Source organism: Ensifer sp. LBL (genome assembly GCF_050435225.1).
GTDB lineage: Bacteria > Pseudomonadota > Alphaproteobacteria > Rhizobiales > Rhizobiaceae > Ensifer.
Genome location: NZ_JBNDJY010000004.1, coordinates 378,993 through 394,484, shown reverse-complemented (window position 1 = coordinate 394,484; position 15,492 = coordinate 378,993). Strand labels below are relative to the sequence as shown.

Genomic DNA, 15,492 nt, shown 5'->3' with positions numbered 1-15,492 from the left:
GGTGAAGCCGGGCGTCATCAAGCAACGGAAACAGGCTTTATTGATCGACGTTTTCGATTAGATTGGAGCGATCGCAGCGGGAGAGAACGGCATGCAGGTGGAGCTGATCGAAACCTTCCTGGACCTGATGGAGAGCCGCTCCTTCAACCGCACCGCCGAGCGGCTGAACCTGACCCAGTCGACCGTCTCGCATCGGGTGAAGGCACTGGAAGCGCAATTCAACCGCAAACTCTTTACCCGCAACAAGGGCGGCACCGTGCCGACGGCCGCCGGCCTGCGTTTTCTCGATTACGCGAAAGCCCTGCAAAACCAATGGCATGAGGCCACGCGCGCAGTCACCAATGCCGGCGCGCTCGAACGCTCCATGCGGCTTGGCGTCCAGCATGATCTGGCGGAGGCCTTTGCCGGGGAATGGATGGCGACGATCCGACGGGAGATGCCCGGCATCGAGATCTACATGGAGGCGGACTACTCCAACCAGATGAACCGCGATCTCGGCGCCGGCGACCTTGATCTGGCGATCCTCTATACGCCCCACTACCTGCCCGATCTCTATTACGAACGGATCGGCGATCTGCATTACGTCATGGTGAGCACGGAGGCTCAGACGCTCGCTGAGGTCCGCTCCGAAAGCTACATCCGCTCAAGCTATTCGCCGGGCTTCGATCGCGCCCACCGGCTGGCGCTGCCGCATCTCTCCGCAGCGCTGCTTGCCGCCGGGCAGAACATGGCGATCACGCGGCTGCTTCGCACACTCGGCGGTGCGGCCTACGTGACGGCAGCGACGGCCGAGCAACTGACGGGCGATGGATTTGCCGCGCGCGTTCAGGATGCGCCGGTCATTGCGCAGACCGTCTATGCCGCCACCAGCCTGCGCACCCGCCACGCGCACCAGCACCGCAAGATCATCGCCGCCATGGCCGATCTTCTCGCAACGCTGCCGGTGCCGAATTCGGAAACGGGTTAGGCCATGCGGCTTTGAATGAGCCGCTGCAGAAACATCAGGATCGAAACGATCGCGAGGTAGTAGACCAGCGCTGCCGAATACCACTCGACGAAGCGGAAGCTCGACGCAATCGCGTCGTTGACGACCGCCATGATCTCCCGCATCGAGATCACATAGGCAAGCGAGGTCAGCTTGATCAGGTTGATGAATTCGTTGACCAGCACCGGCATGACGATCCTGAGCGCCTGTGGCAGGACCACCAAAAAGAAGGTCTGCCAGCGGTTGAGCCCGAGTGCGCGAGCGGCGTCCGTCTGTCCCTGACCGATCGCCGCAAGCGCACCGCGCATCGCTTCGGCCATATAGGCAGCCGTGACCAGCGTAAACGCGATGAAGGCGGCGACGAAGGGCGTGTACCAGGGCGCCCGCGTCAGGCCCGGAAAAAGCTGCGGCGCGCCGTTCCAGACGATCAGGAGTACGAGGATCAGCGGCGCCGAGCGAAACAGCCAGACATAGACCTGCGCTGCCGTGCGCCTGACCGCCGCCATCGAATTGAGCGCGACGGCAAGCGGCAGGCAGAGCAGGAACGACGCCGCCTGCACCAGGATCGACAGCAGGATGGCAATGCCCGCCCCCTGCAACATGACGGGCATAGTCAGGGCATCGAAAAACAGTTTCGTATCAAAGTTCATGCCCCGCCTCCTTCAGATCAGGAGTCGTAGTCGACGTCGAAGAGCGCCGGATCGAGCCCGTATTTCTTGGCGAGATCGCCGAAGAAGCCCTTCTCCTTGAGCGCCTTCAGCCCTGCCTTCACCGCGGCTGCATCGCCACCCTCGCGACGGCTGTAGATGCCGTATTTGAAATCGGAAGCCCAGATGTAAGGGAGCACAAGCGCGCCGTCGGAACGCGAGGCGCGATAGGCGCCCTCCGCCTCCTCCGTCACGGTCGCATCGACGCGACCGACGAGCACCTGCTGGTAGGCGGCCTGCTGGGTCGGATATTCCTGCACCTCGACCGGCGGCAGGCCCTTGGCGGCAAACGCCTCGTTCAAAGGACCGATCCGCTCTTCCTTGTAGTAGGCACCGGCTTCGAGCGCGATCACCTTGCCGCTCAGGTCCTCCGGCACCTTGATCGTATCGCTGCCTGCCTTGGTGACCATCGCCGTCGCCGACTTCATGTAGGGCACGCCGTCATAGGTCTCGCGCCGCTTGGCGTTGATGTAGATGCCGCTGACGATGACGTCGCAGCGCCCGGCCCCGAGCGTCGGCAACAGACCGGCGAATTCGGTGACGGTGTAGTTCACCTGCGCGTTCCATTGCGCCGCCAGCGCTTCGGCGATCTCGATGTCGATGCCGGTCGGCGTGGCATCGGCCGGATGCTCCTTGAAGGAAAGCGGCGGAAAGGCCGCGGTGGTGCAGACGCCGACTTCGCCATCGGCGGCAAAAGCCGGCGGCTCGGCCTGTGCGACGCCGGCAGAAAGCGCGACGGCTGCAAGAAGGGTTGCGCAGGATGCCAGTCTGATCATCTTCATTCCCCTCATTGTGCTGGTGAAACGCGGCCGACGATGTCGCCATAGGTCTGGCTGTCGAAGGCAGGAAGGATAAGCGGATCCACGAAGCCGTCGCGCCGCGCCGTCAGCACGTATTGCATCATCGACGCATTGTCCGGCATTTCGAAAACCTGGACGAAGTCATAGGTTCCAAGCGTGGCGTAGAAGGCGACCGAGCGGCCGCCGAGTGCGGCGACCCGATCCTCGCTCACCTTGCGCCGGGCACCGCTGTCGGAGAGCTCGGCCAGTCCCTTGGAGGTCAGTCGCATCAGCGAGATATATCTTTGCATGGGGCATCATTCCGTTGAAACGGTTGGCAAAAGGCTTTGACGATGTGAAGTTGGCGTCGCGCTTAGCGCGCGGCTCTCGCAAGACCCGCGATGACCGCATCGCTGGTCGAGACCGTGCCGAAGATGCCGTTCTCGATCGAGATCATGTTGATCGCCGCCTCATGCGCCCATTGCTCGCCGCTGGCGCAGCAGTCCGAGATCGTCAGGCACTGGAAATTGCGGTCGCAGGCTTCGCGCAGCGTCGTGTGCACGCAGACATCCGTGGTGCAGCCGGTAAAGAGCATGTGGGTGATACCCTGCGATCTCAGCACGTGCTCGAGATCCGTGTAGGTGAAGGAGCTGTTGCAGGTCTTGTCGATGATGACGTCAGTGTCAGTGACATCGAGTTCGGGCAAAAGCTGGAACCCCGGGCTCGAGCGCAACAGCACCTGCGTGTTCTCAAGGCCGGAGCGCTTGCGGCGCCATTTCTCGTAAGGGGTCATGTCGGCGAGATCGGCGCGGTAGCCCTGACGCGTGTGGATGATCAGGCAGCCGGCTTGACGTGCCGCCGCAATCACCCGGTTGACCGCAGGCACGATGGCCGCCAGCGGCGCCGGATCGTAGCCCATCGACGCGAAGTAGCCGTTGGGCGAGCAGAAGTCGATCTGCAGGTCGATCACCATCAGCGCAGTCTGCGCCGGTACCAGCTTTCCATCATAAGGAAAATCAAACGGTTGTGCCTCGATCATCATCGTTCTCCCTCTCTCCGCACAGAGTCATAGGAACAAATATCGATTGGGAATAGCGATTTTTTATGCTTGATATTGTGCAGTCTGGCTAAACGATTTTACGCCATAAGGGCGCGATCAGAGCAGGAGAACTCACGTGAAGGCGTTGCATTTCCTGCCCTATATCCGGGCGTTCGAGGCGGTCGCGCGCATCGGTTCCGTCCGCCAGGCGGCGGACGAGCTGGGCCTCAGCCCCGGCGCCGTTTCGCTGCAATTGCGCCGGCTCTCGGAAACGACGGGACTGACGCTGCTTGAAAAGTCCGGCCGCAACATCAAACTCACCGCCGCCGGCCGCGACTTCGCGCAGACGGTCTCCCACGCGATCGGCAATCTTGCCGCCGCCGTCGAGGACGGCACCGACCGAAGGCTCGAAAGCCACCAGCGCAAGCTGACGGTCGGCCTGCCGCCGGCACTGGCGATTGCCTGGATGGCCGGCCTCCTCGTGCAGTTCGCGGGTGCGCGCGGCGTCACCGATCTTTCGATGCGCAATTGCATCCGCGCCTCAGACGTCGTCTGGGACGATGTCGACCTCGCCGTCGTCTACGACAACCCGCCTTTCGACGGCCTGTGGTGGCAGGCAGTCAGCGACGTCAAACTGCGCACGGTCTGTTCGCCGCTGCTCTTCCCCAGGCTCGAAGGGCCGCTGCGCGAGCGCAAGCTGCGCGACGTCACGCTGCTGCATGAGGATGACGGCCGGGAATGGACGCGCTGGTCGGCCGCCGCGCGCATCTCGCTCGAAGGCAGCCGCAGCGTACGCGTGCAATCGGTTGCGATTGCGGTCGCATCTGCCCTGCAGGGCCAGGGCATCGCGCTCGTCTCCGACGTGCTGACGCGTTCCTATCTCTATGAGGGGCGCCTGATCCAGCCCTTCCCGACGGCGATACCGGCGTCGGCCGGCTACTACCTGCTCTGCCCGACGGAGAAGGCGGAGGAACCGCTGATCCAGGCCTTCGCCAACCAGATCGCCGCCCACCTGCGTGGCGAGCGGTCCGGCGACAAGCAGGCCTAGATCATTTCATCGTTTCCTTGAAACGATGAAATGATCTAACCCTTTGAAATTACGCAATTCCGTCCGGAAAACCGTTTCACACCTTTCCTGGAATTGCTCTAGTAGCGCCCCTTGAGCATCGTCTTCAGTCGCTCGGCATCCGCTTCGGTCACACCAGGCGGTGCCATCACCTGCATCCACGCGTCGATATAGTGCTCCGGCGCATAGACATGGCCGTAGCCGATCGGCGAGGTGGTCGCGAGCGCCATGTCGGCAAGCAGCTGGAACATGGTGACAACCGGGAACCAGCGAAGCGCCGGCGAGACGTCCGCTCCGCGCGGCGCCTTCATCCAGTCCGGTTCGCGGTAGAAGGAATGGGGATCGAAGAAGGTGATCGGGTCACTGGCATATTGCAGGTAGACGATGCGGACATTGCCCCAGGTCGCGCCCGGAATGTTCAGCGCATTCTCCTGGTTGGTGAAACGGATCACCGAACCGTCGCGATAAAGCGGCCGCCATTCCGGCGAGCCCGGATTGCGATTTCGCGTGATCTGCAGCCATGTCTTCGTCGGGAACGGCGACCCGACCCAGAGTGCGCCCTGGAACGGATCGCTGATGATGTCGAAGGGATCGACCGAGCCTTGCGAATTCATCGAGCCGAGGCTCAGACCATAGAGATAGAGCTTCGGCCTTTTGTCCTTCGGCAGCGTCGTCCAGTAGCCGTAGACAGCATCGAACAGCGCATCGGCGGTCTCGGCGCCATATTCCGGCTCGACCAGCAGCGACAGCCAGCTCGTCAGGTAGGAATATTGCACCGCCACGCTCGCGACATCGCCCTTCAGCAGATATTCGAGTGAATCGAGCCCCGGCGGGTCGATCCAGCCGGTGCCGGTCGGAACCACGATCAGGAGGTTCGAGCGCTCGAAACCGCCGACGCGCTTCAGTTCTTCGAGCGCCAGCTTCGCCCGCTCCTTGGCGGTTTCGGCCGAGTTGAGGCCGGCATAGACGCGCAAGGGCTCCTTCGCCTCTCCGCTGAAGAAGCCGCCGATGTCTTTCGCCGCCGGCCCGGAAGCGATGAACTGGCGCCCCTGGCGGCCAAGCTCGTCCCATGTCATCAGCGACGCGTTGCTGCCGGTCTTCAACGGATCGGTCGGCGGCGCGACATCCGGATCGATCAGCGCGTCGAGCCGCTGGAACGAGCTGTCGGCCGCATGCAGGGCATACCGGAAGATGACGCCATCGGCCGCAGACCAGAAAAGCGCCAGCGCCGCGACCACGCCAGCGACCTTCGCCAGCGGCCGGGTCAACACATGCTCGAAGCGGCGGGTCAGAAACCGGAAGGTCAACCGGAACAGCCGCGCGATGAGCACGATGGCAACGAAGACGAGAGTCGCGATCAGCCCGAGCTTGAACGGCTCCGCGCTTTCGACCGGGTCGAGCCCCATGATCTGCCGCACAGTATTCTGCCAGTAGGCGGTGCGCCAGAGGAAGGCGAGCGCAACCGCGGTGCAGCCGAGCGCCGTTAGCACCTTGACCGTGAGGCCTGTGCGGCCGCGGATCTCCGGCAGGTCGAGCAAGGACCACAGCCAGCGCAACAGCACGCCGATCGCATAGCCGGCGGAAAGCGACAGGCCCGAGATCACCGCCTGCACCACATAGGGCCGCGGGATCAGGCTCGGCGTCAGCGACATGGCGAAGAAGAAGACACCGACGATGAGCCCCGTGGTCGAGAACGATGCCAGCAGCGCGGAAACAAACCGGGGCACCGGCAACCTCGACAGCTGAGTCCGTTGAAGATTTTCCATGGCCGATCCCACCTCATGCAGTCATGTCACCGGAACGGCCACGGGACGTCCGGGCGACCTACGGGCCCCGCAACGTATCAGCCGGCCGAAGGTCGCTTCATCATTTTGAATTGCCGCACATTTATCTCCCAATCGGCGACGATTTGACGAAACATGCAGCAGGCATTGGCTGCAATGTCGCCTTCCCCTCCTGTCCAGTCAATTGCCACAACCGGAAGACGCGTGCTTCCTGACGTTTGAGCGACACGCTAGCCCTCACGCGCGGGTCACCTCGACCGGCGTCTTCATGATGATTTCACGGTGCGGGAACGGGATCGAGATACCCGCCGCCTTGAACGCATCCCACAGCGCCATCAACACCTGACCGCGAATGTTTGTGAGCCCGTTGCTCGGATCGGAGATCCAGAACCTCAGCTTGAAGTCGAGCGACGAGGCGCCGAAGCCGGTCATCCAGCAGACCGGCTGGGCATAGCTGCTCGCGACTCGCGGCAGCGATGCGGCAGTCTCGATGGCTATGCGCGCCACCTCGTGCGGGTCGCTGTCATAGGAGGTGCCGAAATCGACTTCGATGCGGACGAAGTCGCTGGAGAACGACCAGTTCACCACCTGCTGCGAAATGAAGTCCTCATTTGGAATGAGGTATTCCTTTCCGTCCCGGGTGATGACGGAAACAAATCGGGAGCGCAGGTCGCGCACGGACCCGAAGGTATCGCCGAGCGTGATCGTGTCGCCCGGCTTGATGGATTTGTCGAGCAGGATGATGATGCCGGAGATGAAGTTGGAAACCACCTTCTGCAGACCGAAACCGATGCCGACACCGACCGCCCCGGAAAAGACGGTCAGCGCCGTCAGGTCGATGCCGGTGGCCGAAAGCGCGATTGCACCGGCAAAGCCGATCAGTGCGATCTTGACCAGCTTGCTGATCAGCACCTTGAAGGAGGGCGTCAGATCCGCTGACCGCTGAATCCAGTGCGACGAGACATTGCCGATCAAAACGGCAAGCCAGATCAGCGCGGCGGAGAGCACGATGGCTTTCAGGACGAGCAGCAGCGACAGGCGAACCGCGCCGAGATTGATGGCAACGCCATCGAGTGTCGTCAGGATCACCCGATCGAGCCCGACCGCGTAAAGTGCAAAATAGATCCAGCCGACGACGGCGGTGACGCGCGCGAGCATCTGATTGCGGATGATGCGCGTGAGAACCGAGATGACGAACCACGCCGCCGTCAGCGTCAGCGCGGTCGCCACCAGCCAGCGATAGGACGGCCAGCCAAAACGCAGGATCATGCCATCCGCGATCCAGAGCCAGACGATCAGAAACAGCCACCGCAGCCGCCGCATGAAGGCGATGATGACACGCAGCAGATCCGGATTGCCCTTGATCGTGCGGGCGCGGGCCTCGACCCGCGGCTCTATCCGCTTCGCCAATGCGCCACAGACCAGGTAGCCGGCGACGATAATGGCGAGCTGATAATAGGTCCACTCGTTCAAAAAGACCGTCTGCAGCCAGGAAGCGGCGGCATCGAGCGCTGTTGCGAAATCCATCGTCTCTCTCCGAGAGATCAAGGCGCCCGCCGAGCGTTGGGACGCCCTCCTAACGCGAATCTAGGGCATCCCTGATTGTTTCAAAGCCGGATGGACGATTATCGAACCTCTTCAGAGGCTTATGCAGGGGGTGGCGCTAGATCCGCCGCTCCTTGATGGTGTTCATCACGAAGCTCGTCTCGATCGAGGCGACGCATTTGAGCCTTGCAATCTTTTCCTTGATGAAGCGCTCGTATTGATCGAGGCCGGCGCTCATCACCTTCAGCACGTAGTCGCGCGAGCCGGTCACCAGATGGCATTCGAGCACCTCGTCCCAGCCGCGCACCGCCTCCTCGAACATGACGATCTCGTCTTCGTGCTGGCGGCTGAGCGTAACGGTCGCAATCGCCGTCATCGTCCAGCCGTCGACTGCGGGATCGACCAAGGCCGTATAGCCGCGGATGACGCCGGTCTCTTCCAGCCGCCGCAGCCGGCGCAGGCAGGGCGACGCCGAGAGCCCCACCCGCTCGGCAAGCTCGTTGTTGGTGAGCCGGGCATCCGCCACCAGCTCCTTCAAAATCCTGCGATCCGTCTCGTCGGCAATTTTCTGCGCCATATCTTTCCAACTCAGCCAAATCTTTGCGCAACTCAAGGCGATCCGGCCGGAAATAGCAAGGATCGGCCCAAGCATCTGATATAATTTGCCTGTCAGTCGAGTCCGCTTCGCTTGAGGAGACAAGCCATGACCGCACCGCATCCCTCCAAAACCCACATCGGAAACCACAAGCTGCATCCTGAAACGCAGATGCTGAACTATGGTTACGATCCGGAACTGTCGGAGGGCGCGGTCAAACCACCGGTCTTTCTGACCTCCACCTTCGTCTTCCGCTCCGCCGAAGAGGGCCGCGACTTCTTCGACTTCGTCTCCGGCCGCAAGGAACCGCCGGCGGGTGTCGGCGCCGGCCTCGTCTATTCGCGCTTCAACCACCCGAACAGCGAGATCGTCGAGGATCGCCTCGCCGTCTACGAGCGCACCGAAAGCTGCGCGCTGTTCTCGTCGGGCATGTCGGCGATCGCCACGACGCTGCTCGCCTTCGTCAAGCCGGGCGACGCGGTGTTGCACAGCCAGCCGCTCTATGGCGGCACCGAGACGCTGCTTGCCCGCACCTTCCTCAAGCTCGGCGTTGCGGCCGTCGGCTTTGCCGATGGCGTCAACGAAGCGGCCGTCAGCGCCGCCGCAGAAGAGGCGATGGCCAAGGGCCGGGTCTCGGTGATCCTGATCGAGACGCCGGCGAACCCGACCAATAGCCTCGTCGACGTCGCCATGATCCGCCGCGTTGCCGATGCGATCGGCAGGAAGCAAGGCCATACCCCTGTGGTCGCCTGCGACAACACGCTGCTCGGACCCGTCTTCCAGCGGCCGATCGAGCACGGCGCGGACATCTCGCTCTATTCGCTGACCAAATATGTCGGTGGCCATTCCGACCTCATCGCCGGTGCCGCGCTCGGCTCCAAGGCGGTGATGAAGCAGGTGAAGGCGCTGCGCGGCGCAATCGGCACCCAGCTCGATCCGCACTCCTGCTGGATGCTCGGCCGTTCGCTGGAAACGCTGTCTGTGCGCATGCAGAAGGCCGACGACAACGCCCGCATCGTCGCCGAATTCCTGCGCGACCACCCGAAGGTCGAGCGCATCCACTACCTGCCCTTCCATGGCGAGGACACGCCCGTCGGCCGCACCTTCAAGGCGCAATGCACCGGCGCCGGCTCGACCTTCTCCTTCGACATCGCGGGCGGCCAGGAGGCGGCTTTCCGTTTCCTCAATGCGCTGCAGATCTTCAAGCTCGCCGTCAGCCTCGGCGGCACGGAATCGCTTGCCAGCCACCCGGCGGCGATGACCCATTCCGGCGTGCCGATCGAGGTGCGCCACCGCATCGGCGTGCTGGAATCGACCATCCGCCTGTCGATCGGCATCGAGCATCCGGACGACCTCGTGGCCGATCTTTCAAACGCGCTCTCGCTCGCCTGATGTAAGAGGCCGCCGGTTTCGCCGGCGGCCTCTTCGCTGATTTCAGATGGCGCAATTCCGGACGGAAAACCGCTGCGCACTTTTCCTGGGATTGGCTCGCTTGACTGGCGCAATTCCGGACGGAAAACCGCTGCGCACTTTTCCTGGGATTGGCTCGCTTGACTGGCGCAATTCCGGACGGAAAACCGCTACGCACTTTTCCTGGAATTGCTTTAGTGCGCCAGGATGTTGACGATATTGCCGAATGGGTCGCGCATGTAGAAACGGCGGACGCCCCAGGGCTCGTTGGTGATGTTGTAGACGATTTCGACGCCGGCGGCCCTGGCGCGTTGATAGGCCCGGTCGACGTCGTCGACCTCGATCGAAAGCACCGGCACCGGCGTATCGTTGCCGCCCTCGCTGGCGATGCTGACCTGCGGCATCGCGGCCTTGCCCTCGGCGGCAAAGGTCAGGATCCAGCCATGGTCCATCACCACGTCCAGTTCCAAAAGGTCGCCGTAGAAGGCGCGCGCCACCTGCGGGTCCGGGGCGTAGACGTTTGAGACGATACGCTTGACGGTCATGGATTTCCTCCTCCGGTGAGCCGCAACGCGGCCACATCGGCGCTCAATGGTTGGCTCCTGGCGCCGCATCCTATATTGCCCGCCGATGGCAGCCGTTTGAAGCGGAAGTTGCAGCGCGTCAGGACCCCTTCCCGTCCGCCCCGGCAAGAGCCACCCGCACCAGCGTCGCCGCCGCCTTGCCCGCCATCTCCATGTAGCTCGCGTCCCGGTGCAGCAGTACCACCGCGAAACTGCCGTCGAGCAGCAACAGGATCTGTTTGGCAAGCACGGCGGGCTCCACCGCACCCGCTTCGGCGAACGTCTCTGCCATCCACGCCTCGAACTTCTTCTTGTGGGCAGCACCGATGCGGATCGCCGGGTGGCCCGGCATGTTGGCGAGCTCGGCCGAGGTGCGCAGGAAACCGCAGCCTTTCCACTTCGGGTGGCGCGCCGTCCGCGCCAGGTTGACGAAGATCGCCTCGACCTTGTCGGCAACATCCCCGTCGCCCGCGTCGAACCACTTGCGGAAGAGTTTCAGATTGGGCTGGTCGCGACCTTCGAGATAAGCGGCGATCAGCTCGTCCTTGCTGTCGAAATGATAGTAGAGCGTGCGTTTGGTCACGCCCGCCGCTTCGGCCACCGCATCGACGCTGACGGCGCGGATGCCCTCGGCGTAAAACAGCTTCTCCGCCGCTGCGACGAACACGTCCCGGGTCGACTTCTCTGCTTTCGTCATCTCTCAAGTATACCGACTAGTGAATATACATCCCATCTTCCCTCACCTAGCTTCTCCCCGTCAACACCTGCCGGAGAGCAACCATGTCGAACACCGTGCCGCTGCAGATTTCCGAGGACATCGCCCTCCTCACTCTCAACCGTCCGCAGAAACTGAACGCGCTGAACTACGAGCTGATCGACCGGCTCATGGGCCTTCTCGACCAGATCGAGGTGAACCATGCCGTCAGCGCGGTGATCATCACCGGCGCCGGCCAGCGGGCCTTTTCCGCCGGCGGTGATATTCATGAGTTCTCGGACAGCGTCGCCAAGGGCGTGAACCCGGCCGTGCGCGATTTCGTCCGTCGCGGTCAGGGCCTGACGGCGCGGCTCGAGGCCTTCCCGAAACCGATCATCGCCGCCGTCAACGGGCTTGCCTATGGCGGCGGCTGCGAGATCACCGAGGCCGTGCATCTGGCTATTGCCAGCGACCGGGCGCGCTTTGCCAAGCCGGAGATCAAGCTCGGCATGCCGCCGACCTTCGGCGGCACCCAGCGGCTGCCGCGGCTTGCCGGCCGCAAACGCGCGCTGGAATTGCTTTTGACCGGCGAGGATTTCCCGGCCGATCGCGCGCTGGAGCTGGGGCTCGTCAACCGCGTCGTCCCGCATGACGAACTGATCGCGTCCGCCCGTGACCTGGCAAAGCGCATCATGGCGCACTCACCCCTCGCCGTCCGCTCGATCATCACTGCCGTCACCCGCGGCCTCAACATGTCGATCGCCGAGGGATTGCAGGTCGAGAGCGAGCAGTTTGCCCAGATGGTGCCGACCGACGACCTTGCCGATGCGCTTGCCGCCTGGAAGGGACGGCGCATCCACGACGACCCGCCGCGGCCCGGTCTTTTTTCGCGATATTTTTAAATTCAACCGAACGGTTGACAATTAGGTACATCGAGACGATATTCAACAATATGGTTGAATATCAGAACGCACATCTCGATGCCGTGTTTCACGCGCTTTCGGACCCGACGCGGCGCGCCATGCTCCAGGACCTCTCGCAGGGCGAAAGACTGGTGGGAGAGCTTGCGGCGCCGTTCTCGATCTCGCTGGCCGCGGCATCGAAGCACATCAAGGTGCTGGAAGGAGCAGGTCTGGTGCGCCGCGAAGTGAAAGGTCGCACGCATGTGTGCCGGCTCGATGCCGCGCCGATGCATGCAGGCATGGAGTGGATGCGCCACTACGAAGCCTTCTGGCGCGCCCGCATCGACGTACTCGAGGCGCTGCTTCTCGCCGAAGACGCCACCAACCAACCTGATCCGGAGGATAAGCCATGACTTCGTCTGCCACAGCCTTTGCCGGCGCCGATTACGGCCGTGTCGTCGCACCGGACGCGGTGCGCATCGAGCGCCTGCTTCCCGGCCCGATCGAGCGGGTCTGGTCCTATCTGACGGAGGAGAGCAAGCGCCGCCTCTGGATGGCGTCCGGAACGATCGGGTCGAAGGAAGGGGCCGAGGTCGAGCACGTCTTCCGCCACTCGGAACTGACAGCGGAAGACGACCGGCCACCGCAGAAATATGCCGAGCACGCCGGCGAGGTGCGCAATTACGGTCACGTGCTCGCCTGGGAGCCGCCTCGGCTGCTGGCCTACACCTGGAACGAAGAGACCGGCACGCCCTCGGAGGTCCGTTTCGAACTCAGCCCCCGCGGCGACAAGGTGCTGCTCGTCGTCACCCACAAGCGCATCGCCGACCGCGCCATCATGACCAGCTTCTCCGCCGGCTGGCACGTGCATCTCGACATTCTGCGCGCGCTGCTGGAAGGCGAAAAGCCGGCGGCCTTCTGGAGCAAGTTTGCCGATCTTGAAGCGCAATACGACGCGCGTATTCCCAAGCCCTGACGGCGGGATGGGTTCAGAGGTCAGGACGCGCGCAGGCGCCGGCAAGGATCCACTTGCCGGCGCTTTTCGTCAGGCACGGGCGAAACCGAGAATGAAGAACGCCAGCGCGCCGATCGACGCGAAGCTGCGCACGTGGTTCCACCAGACCCAGTCGGTCAGATAGCGCTCACGCCAGAGATCGGTCGCCGCCTGGCCGGGCGCTGCGGCGGCGAGCGCATCGTTCATCGGCACGTTGAAGACGATGGTCACCAGCAGCACGCCGACGACATAGGCGACACCGCCGGCGGCAAGCCACCACCGGCCCTCGCCGCCCGAGAGGAAGGCGACGACGATGAGCGCCAGGGCGAGCAGCGCCGTGCCCATGAAGGCGCTGAGGAAGATCGGGTTCTGGATCACGACATTGATCGCATTCATCGCAGCGATCCCCTGCTCCGGCGGCAGCCGCGACAGGGCCTGCATGATGCAGACCGAGAAGATGAAGAACAGTCCGGCCATCAGGCCGGAGCCGATCGCGGCGGCAAACGCCAGAGCGGGGATCAGGGGGATCATGCGGCAAGACTCCATACACCGGTTGCTGCGGTTTCCCGAGCGTAGGCTGCAAAGTCACGCGGACGCCGCCCAAGCACATGCTCGACATCGGACGTCAGGTTTGAATTGCGCCCGTCGAGCACCGAGGTGAAGAGATAGCGGATGAGTTCGACATAGTCATCAGGCACACCGTCGGCCTGCAAATGTGCCGCGAAGTCGGCAATCGGGATCGCCTGATAGGAGATCGGACGGTTGGCAGCCGCGGCGATTTCGGCCACGGCGTCGGCAAAGGTCATCAGCCGCGGGCCGGTCAGCGAATAGACCTTGCCGATATGGCGGTCGTCGAGAAGCGCTTCGACAGCGACGTCGGCAATATCGTCGCAGCTGACGAACGGCTCGGTCACCGTGTCCACGGGCAGGAAGACGGAACCGCTCAAGACACCCTCGGCGAGGAAGCCTTCGTCGAAGTTTTCGAAGAACCAGCTGCCCCGGATGACCGTCCAGTCGGCGCCGGAGGCCTGCAGCGCGCGCTCTGCCGCTTCCGCCTCGTCCTCGCCACGCCCCGACAGCAGCACCAGCCGCTTGACGCCGGCGCTGACGGCAAGGCTCGAGAACTTGGCGATCACCTCGACGGAGCCCGGCACCGCCAGATCCGGCTGGAAGCAGACATAGATGCGATCGACGTTTTCAAGGACCGGCGCCCAGGTCGTCTCTTCCGTCCAGTCGAAGGAAGGCGACGCCGAACGGGCACCGATGCGCACCGCGACGCCCCGCTCCCGAAGGCGCTCGGCCACCCGCCGCCCCGTCTTGCCGGTACCGCCCAAAACCAATGTGATTTTCTGAGACATCGTTTCCTCCTGAGGTTCCACCAACAAACATGAGTATCTCTCACATTTGCAAATGTGATAAATCCTCGTATTTTAGGAGTCAAGTCAAAATGTGAGCATTACTCATGATTTCAGATGCAAGCCCCGCCACGCTTCCCGCCGACGACGAGCCTGCGCTGCGCCGGACACCGAGCCAGAAGCGCAGTCGCGAGCGCGTCGAGCAGATCCTTGCCTGCGCGACGGCGCTCATCCAGGAAAAGGGCAGCGACGCCATGCGCATGAGCGAAGTCGCTGAAAAGGCTGGGATTTCGATCGGCTCGCTATACCAGTACTTCCCCGACAAGGCGGCAATCGTGCGCACGCTCGCCGAGCGCTACAATGCGGTCTGCAACGAGTGCATCGCGGCCGAACTGGCCAAGGTGACCTCGATCGCCGAGTTGCGCGACGCCTTCTCGCTTTTGTTTGACATCTATTACGAGATGTTCCTCGCCGAGCCGGTCATGCGCGACATCTGGTCGGCGATGCAGGCCGACAAGGCGCTGCGCGAAATCGACCTTGCGCAAAGCCGCGCCGGCGGAAAGCTGCTGGCCGATGTCTGGGCCCGGCTTGTGCCGGCGACGCCGCGCGAGGAAATCGACAGCGCCGCCTTCCTGATCATGCATCTCGGCGACTGCACCATGCGGCTTGCGGTCTCGGTCGATCGGGCCGAGGGCGACCAGATCGTCGAGGCCTACAAGCGCATGACCATCAAGGATTTTGTCGCGGATGGACCGCGCGGCGGCGCAGGCTCAATTGACAACTCCATGACAGAATCCTAATCATCTGGGATCGATTGGTTCCCGGGACGCGAACGCGTTTCGGGAGTAAACGGGAACGTGACGGATGGACCCACTCTGGGCATTCAAATCACGGCCGACCCCGCGACTGTAGAGCGACGTCGATCTGCCATTCCGGAGCGATCCGGAAGAAGCCACTGGAAAGGCCGCGAGAGGGCGGCCGAACTGGGAAGGCGAGGCAGACCGAGGGCATCGAGCCCAACGCCGTGAGCCAGGAAACCTGCCACTCGATGCGGGCATAGGGCCCAACCGGGAA

18 protein-coding genes and 1 riboswitch are annotated in these 15,492 nt (G+C 63.1%); of the genes, 7 read left to right on the top strand and 11 right to left on the bottom strand.

Features of this window, described 5'->3' with window-relative positions:
- The first annotated feature begins 91 nt into the window (after nucleotides 1-91).
- A complete protein-coding gene (locus tag OKW20_RS17810; RefSeq protein WP_429173899.1) occupies nucleotides 92-967 on the top strand; it encodes a LysR family transcriptional regulator in 876 nt (291 codons plus the stop codon).
- Here OKW20_RS17810 and OKW20_RS17805 read toward each other — a convergent pair.
- From OKW20_RS17805 to OKW20_RS17790, 4 genes are all read right to left on the bottom strand, one after another.
- The gene (locus tag OKW20_RS17805; RefSeq protein WP_429173897.1) at nucleotides 964-1,635 is read right to left on the bottom strand and encodes an amino acid ABC transporter permease; all 672 of its coding nucleotides are present in this window, start codon (nucleotides 1,633-1,635) and stop codon (nucleotides 964-966) included. The two genes, OKW20_RS17810 and OKW20_RS17805, sit on opposite strands and share 4 nt — an antisense overlap.
- Nucleotides 1,636-1,652: 17 nt before the next feature.
- Complete coding sequence (locus OKW20_RS17800; protein WP_429173895.1) at nucleotides 1,653-2,468, bottom strand: transporter substrate-binding domain-containing protein; 816 nt, start codon at nucleotides 2,466-2,468, stop codon at nucleotides 1,653-1,655.
- An 11-nt stretch (nucleotides 2,469-2,479) separates the two neighbouring features.
- Nucleotides 2,480-2,782 carry a GYD domain-containing protein gene (locus OKW20_RS17795; RefSeq protein ID WP_429113069.1) on the bottom strand — a complete coding sequence of 101 codons (303 nt, stop codon included), beginning with the start codon at nucleotides 2,780-2,782 and terminating at the stop codon, nucleotides 2,480-2,482.
- Nucleotides 2,783-2,844: 62 nt separating this feature from the next.
- The gene (locus OKW20_RS17790) at nucleotides 2,845-3,510 is read right to left on the bottom strand and encodes a cysteine hydrolase family protein (protein ID WP_429173893.1); all 666 of its coding nucleotides are present in this window, start codon (nucleotides 3,508-3,510) and stop codon (nucleotides 2,845-2,847) included.
- A 136-nt stretch (nucleotides 3,511-3,646) separates the two neighbouring features.
- Between OKW20_RS17790 and OKW20_RS17785 the strand changes: the two genes are divergently transcribed.
- Nucleotides 3,647-4,558, top strand: coding sequence for a LysR substrate-binding domain-containing protein (locus OKW20_RS17785; RefSeq protein WP_429173891.1), 912 nt, complete (start codon nucleotides 3,647-3,649; stop codon nucleotides 4,556-4,558).
- A 98-nt stretch (nucleotides 4,559-4,656) separates the two neighbouring features.
- Here the strand turns inward: OKW20_RS17785 and OKW20_RS17780 are convergent, their stop codons facing one another.
- The 3 genes from OKW20_RS17780 to OKW20_RS17770 form a co-directional block, all read right to left on the bottom strand.
- A complete protein-coding gene (locus tag OKW20_RS17780; RefSeq protein ID WP_429173889.1) occupies nucleotides 4,657-6,342 on the bottom strand; it encodes an alpha/beta hydrolase in 1,686 nt (561 codons plus the stop codon).
- A 255-nt stretch (nucleotides 6,343-6,597) separates the two neighbouring features.
- The gene (locus OKW20_RS17775; protein ID WP_429173888.1) at nucleotides 6,598-7,887 is read right to left on the bottom strand and encodes a mechanosensitive ion channel family protein; all 1,290 of its coding nucleotides are present in this window, start codon (nucleotides 7,885-7,887) and stop codon (nucleotides 6,598-6,600) included.
- Between the two features lie 136 nt (nucleotides 7,888-8,023).
- Entirely contained in the window at nucleotides 8,024-8,482 is a 459-nt protein-coding gene (locus tag OKW20_RS17770) for an Lrp/AsnC family transcriptional regulator (RefSeq protein ID WP_043624607.1), read from the bottom strand.
- Between the two features lie 126 nt (nucleotides 8,483-8,608).
- On the opposite strand from OKW20_RS17770, the gene OKW20_RS17765 reads away from it, so the two are divergent.
- A complete protein-coding gene (locus OKW20_RS17765) occupies nucleotides 8,609-9,892 on the top strand; it encodes a cystathionine gamma-synthase family protein (protein WP_429173886.1) in 1,284 nt (427 codons plus the stop codon).
- 212 nt (nucleotides 9,893-10,104) lie between these two features.
- On the opposite strand, the gene OKW20_RS17760 is transcribed toward OKW20_RS17765, so the two are convergent.
- Entirely contained in the window at nucleotides 10,105-10,455 is a 351-nt protein-coding gene (locus tag OKW20_RS17760) for a VOC family protein (RefSeq protein ID WP_429173885.1), read from the bottom strand.
- Nucleotides 10,456-10,573: 118 nt separating this feature from the next.
- Complete coding sequence (locus OKW20_RS17755; protein ID WP_429173883.1) at nucleotides 10,574-11,170, bottom strand: TetR/AcrR family transcriptional regulator; 597 nt, start codon at nucleotides 11,168-11,170, stop codon at nucleotides 10,574-10,576.
- A gap of 83 nt (nucleotides 11,171-11,253) precedes the next feature.
- Between OKW20_RS17755 and OKW20_RS17750 the strand changes: the two genes are divergently transcribed.
- The 3 genes from OKW20_RS17750 to OKW20_RS17740 are packed head-to-tail and all read left to right on the top strand — an operon-like array spanning nucleotide 11,254 to nucleotide 13,045.
- On the top strand, nucleotides 11,254-12,069 hold the full coding sequence (locus OKW20_RS17750; protein ID WP_429173882.1) for a crotonase/enoyl-CoA hydratase family protein: 816 nt from the start codon (nucleotides 11,254-11,256) through the stop codon (nucleotides 12,067-12,069).
- 50 nt (nucleotides 12,070-12,119) lie between these two features.
- Complete coding sequence (locus tag OKW20_RS17745; protein ID WP_043624592.1) at nucleotides 12,120-12,482, top strand: ArsR/SmtB family transcription factor; 363 nt, start codon at nucleotides 12,120-12,122, stop codon at nucleotides 12,480-12,482.
- A complete protein-coding gene (locus OKW20_RS17740; protein WP_192446850.1) occupies nucleotides 12,479-13,045 on the top strand; it encodes an SRPBCC family protein in 567 nt (188 codons plus the stop codon). The genes OKW20_RS17745 and OKW20_RS17740 overlap by 4 nt, the downstream gene beginning before the upstream one ends.
- 69 nt (nucleotides 13,046-13,114) lie before the next feature.
- Here OKW20_RS17740 and OKW20_RS17735 read toward each other — a convergent pair whose 3' ends face one another.
- Entirely contained in the window at nucleotides 13,115-13,594 is a 480-nt protein-coding gene (locus OKW20_RS17735; RefSeq protein WP_043624587.1) for a DUF1772 domain-containing protein, read from the bottom strand.
- Nucleotides 13,591-14,421 carry an NAD(P)H-binding protein gene (locus OKW20_RS17730; RefSeq protein WP_429173880.1) on the bottom strand — a complete coding sequence of 277 codons (831 nt, stop codon included), beginning with the start codon at nucleotides 14,419-14,421 and terminating at the stop codon, nucleotides 13,591-13,593. The genes OKW20_RS17735 and OKW20_RS17730 overlap by 4 nt, the downstream gene beginning before the upstream one ends.
- A gap of 104 nt (nucleotides 14,422-14,525) precedes the next feature.
- Between OKW20_RS17730 and OKW20_RS17725 the strand changes: the two genes are divergently transcribed.
- Complete coding sequence (locus OKW20_RS17725; RefSeq protein ID WP_429173878.1) at nucleotides 14,526-15,218, top strand: TetR/AcrR family transcriptional regulator; 693 nt, start codon at nucleotides 14,526-14,528, stop codon at nucleotides 15,216-15,218.
- A riboswitch (cobalamin riboswitch) is annotated at nucleotides 15,217-15,478 on the top strand. It overlaps the preceding gene by 2 nt.
- Nucleotides 15,479-15,492: the final 14 nt, after the last annotated feature.

Excerpts from the sequence above, each read along its gene's own strand:
- OKW20_RS17810 (WP_429173899.1), top strand. The coding sequence starts at position 92 with ATGCAGGTGGAGCTGATCGAAACCTTCCTGGACCTGATGGAGAGCCGC.
- OKW20_RS17805 (WP_429173897.1), bottom strand. The coding sequence starts at position 1,635 with ATGAACTTTGATACGAAACTGTTTTTCGATGCCCTGACTATGCCCGTC.
- OKW20_RS17800 (WP_429173895.1), bottom strand. The coding sequence starts at position 2,468 with ATGATCAGACTGGCATCCTGCGCAACCCTTCTTGCAGCCGTCGCGCTT.
- OKW20_RS17795 (WP_429113069.1), bottom strand. The coding sequence starts at position 2,782 with ATGCAAAGATATATCTCGCTGATGCGACTGACCTCCAAGGGACTGGCC.
- OKW20_RS17790 (WP_429173893.1), bottom strand. The coding sequence starts at position 3,510 with ATGATCGAGGCACAACCGTTTGATTTTCCTTATGATGGAAAGCTGGTA.
- OKW20_RS17780 (WP_429173889.1), bottom strand. The coding sequence starts at position 6,342 with ATGGAAAATCTTCAACGGACTCAGCTGTCGAGGTTGCCGGTGCCCCGG.
- OKW20_RS17775 (WP_429173888.1), bottom strand. The coding sequence starts at position 7,887 with ATGGATTTCGCAACAGCGCTCGATGCCGCCGCTTCCTGGCTGCAGACG.
- OKW20_RS17770 (WP_043624607.1), bottom strand. The coding sequence starts at position 8,482 with ATGGCGCAGAAAATTGCCGACGAGACGGATCGCAGGATTTTGAAGGAG.
- OKW20_RS17765 (WP_429173886.1), top strand. The coding sequence starts at position 8,609 with ATGACCGCACCGCATCCCTCCAAAACCCACATCGGAAACCACAAGCTG.
- OKW20_RS17760 (WP_429173885.1), bottom strand. The coding sequence starts at position 10,455 with ATGACCGTCAAGCGTATCGTCTCAAACGTCTACGCCCCGGACCCGCAG.
- OKW20_RS17755 (WP_429173883.1), bottom strand. The coding sequence starts at position 11,170 with ATGACGAAAGCAGAGAAGTCGACCCGGGACGTGTTCGTCGCAGCGGCG.
- OKW20_RS17750 (WP_429173882.1), top strand. The coding sequence starts at position 11,254 with ATGTCGAACACCGTGCCGCTGCAGATTTCCGAGGACATCGCCCTCCTC.
- OKW20_RS17745 (WP_043624592.1), top strand. The coding sequence starts at position 12,120 with ATGGTTGAATATCAGAACGCACATCTCGATGCCGTGTTTCACGCGCTT.
- OKW20_RS17740 (WP_192446850.1), top strand. The coding sequence starts at position 12,479 with ATGACTTCGTCTGCCACAGCCTTTGCCGGCGCCGATTACGGCCGTGTC.
- OKW20_RS17735 (WP_043624587.1), bottom strand. The coding sequence starts at position 13,594 with ATGATCCCCCTGATCCCCGCTCTGGCGTTTGCCGCCGCGATCGGCTCC.
- OKW20_RS17730 (WP_429173880.1), bottom strand. The coding sequence starts at position 14,421 with ATGTCTCAGAAAATCACATTGGTTTTGGGCGGTACCGGCAAGACGGGG.
- OKW20_RS17725 (WP_429173878.1), top strand. The coding sequence starts at position 14,526 with ATGATTTCAGATGCAAGCCCCGCCACGCTTCCCGCCGACGACGAGCCT.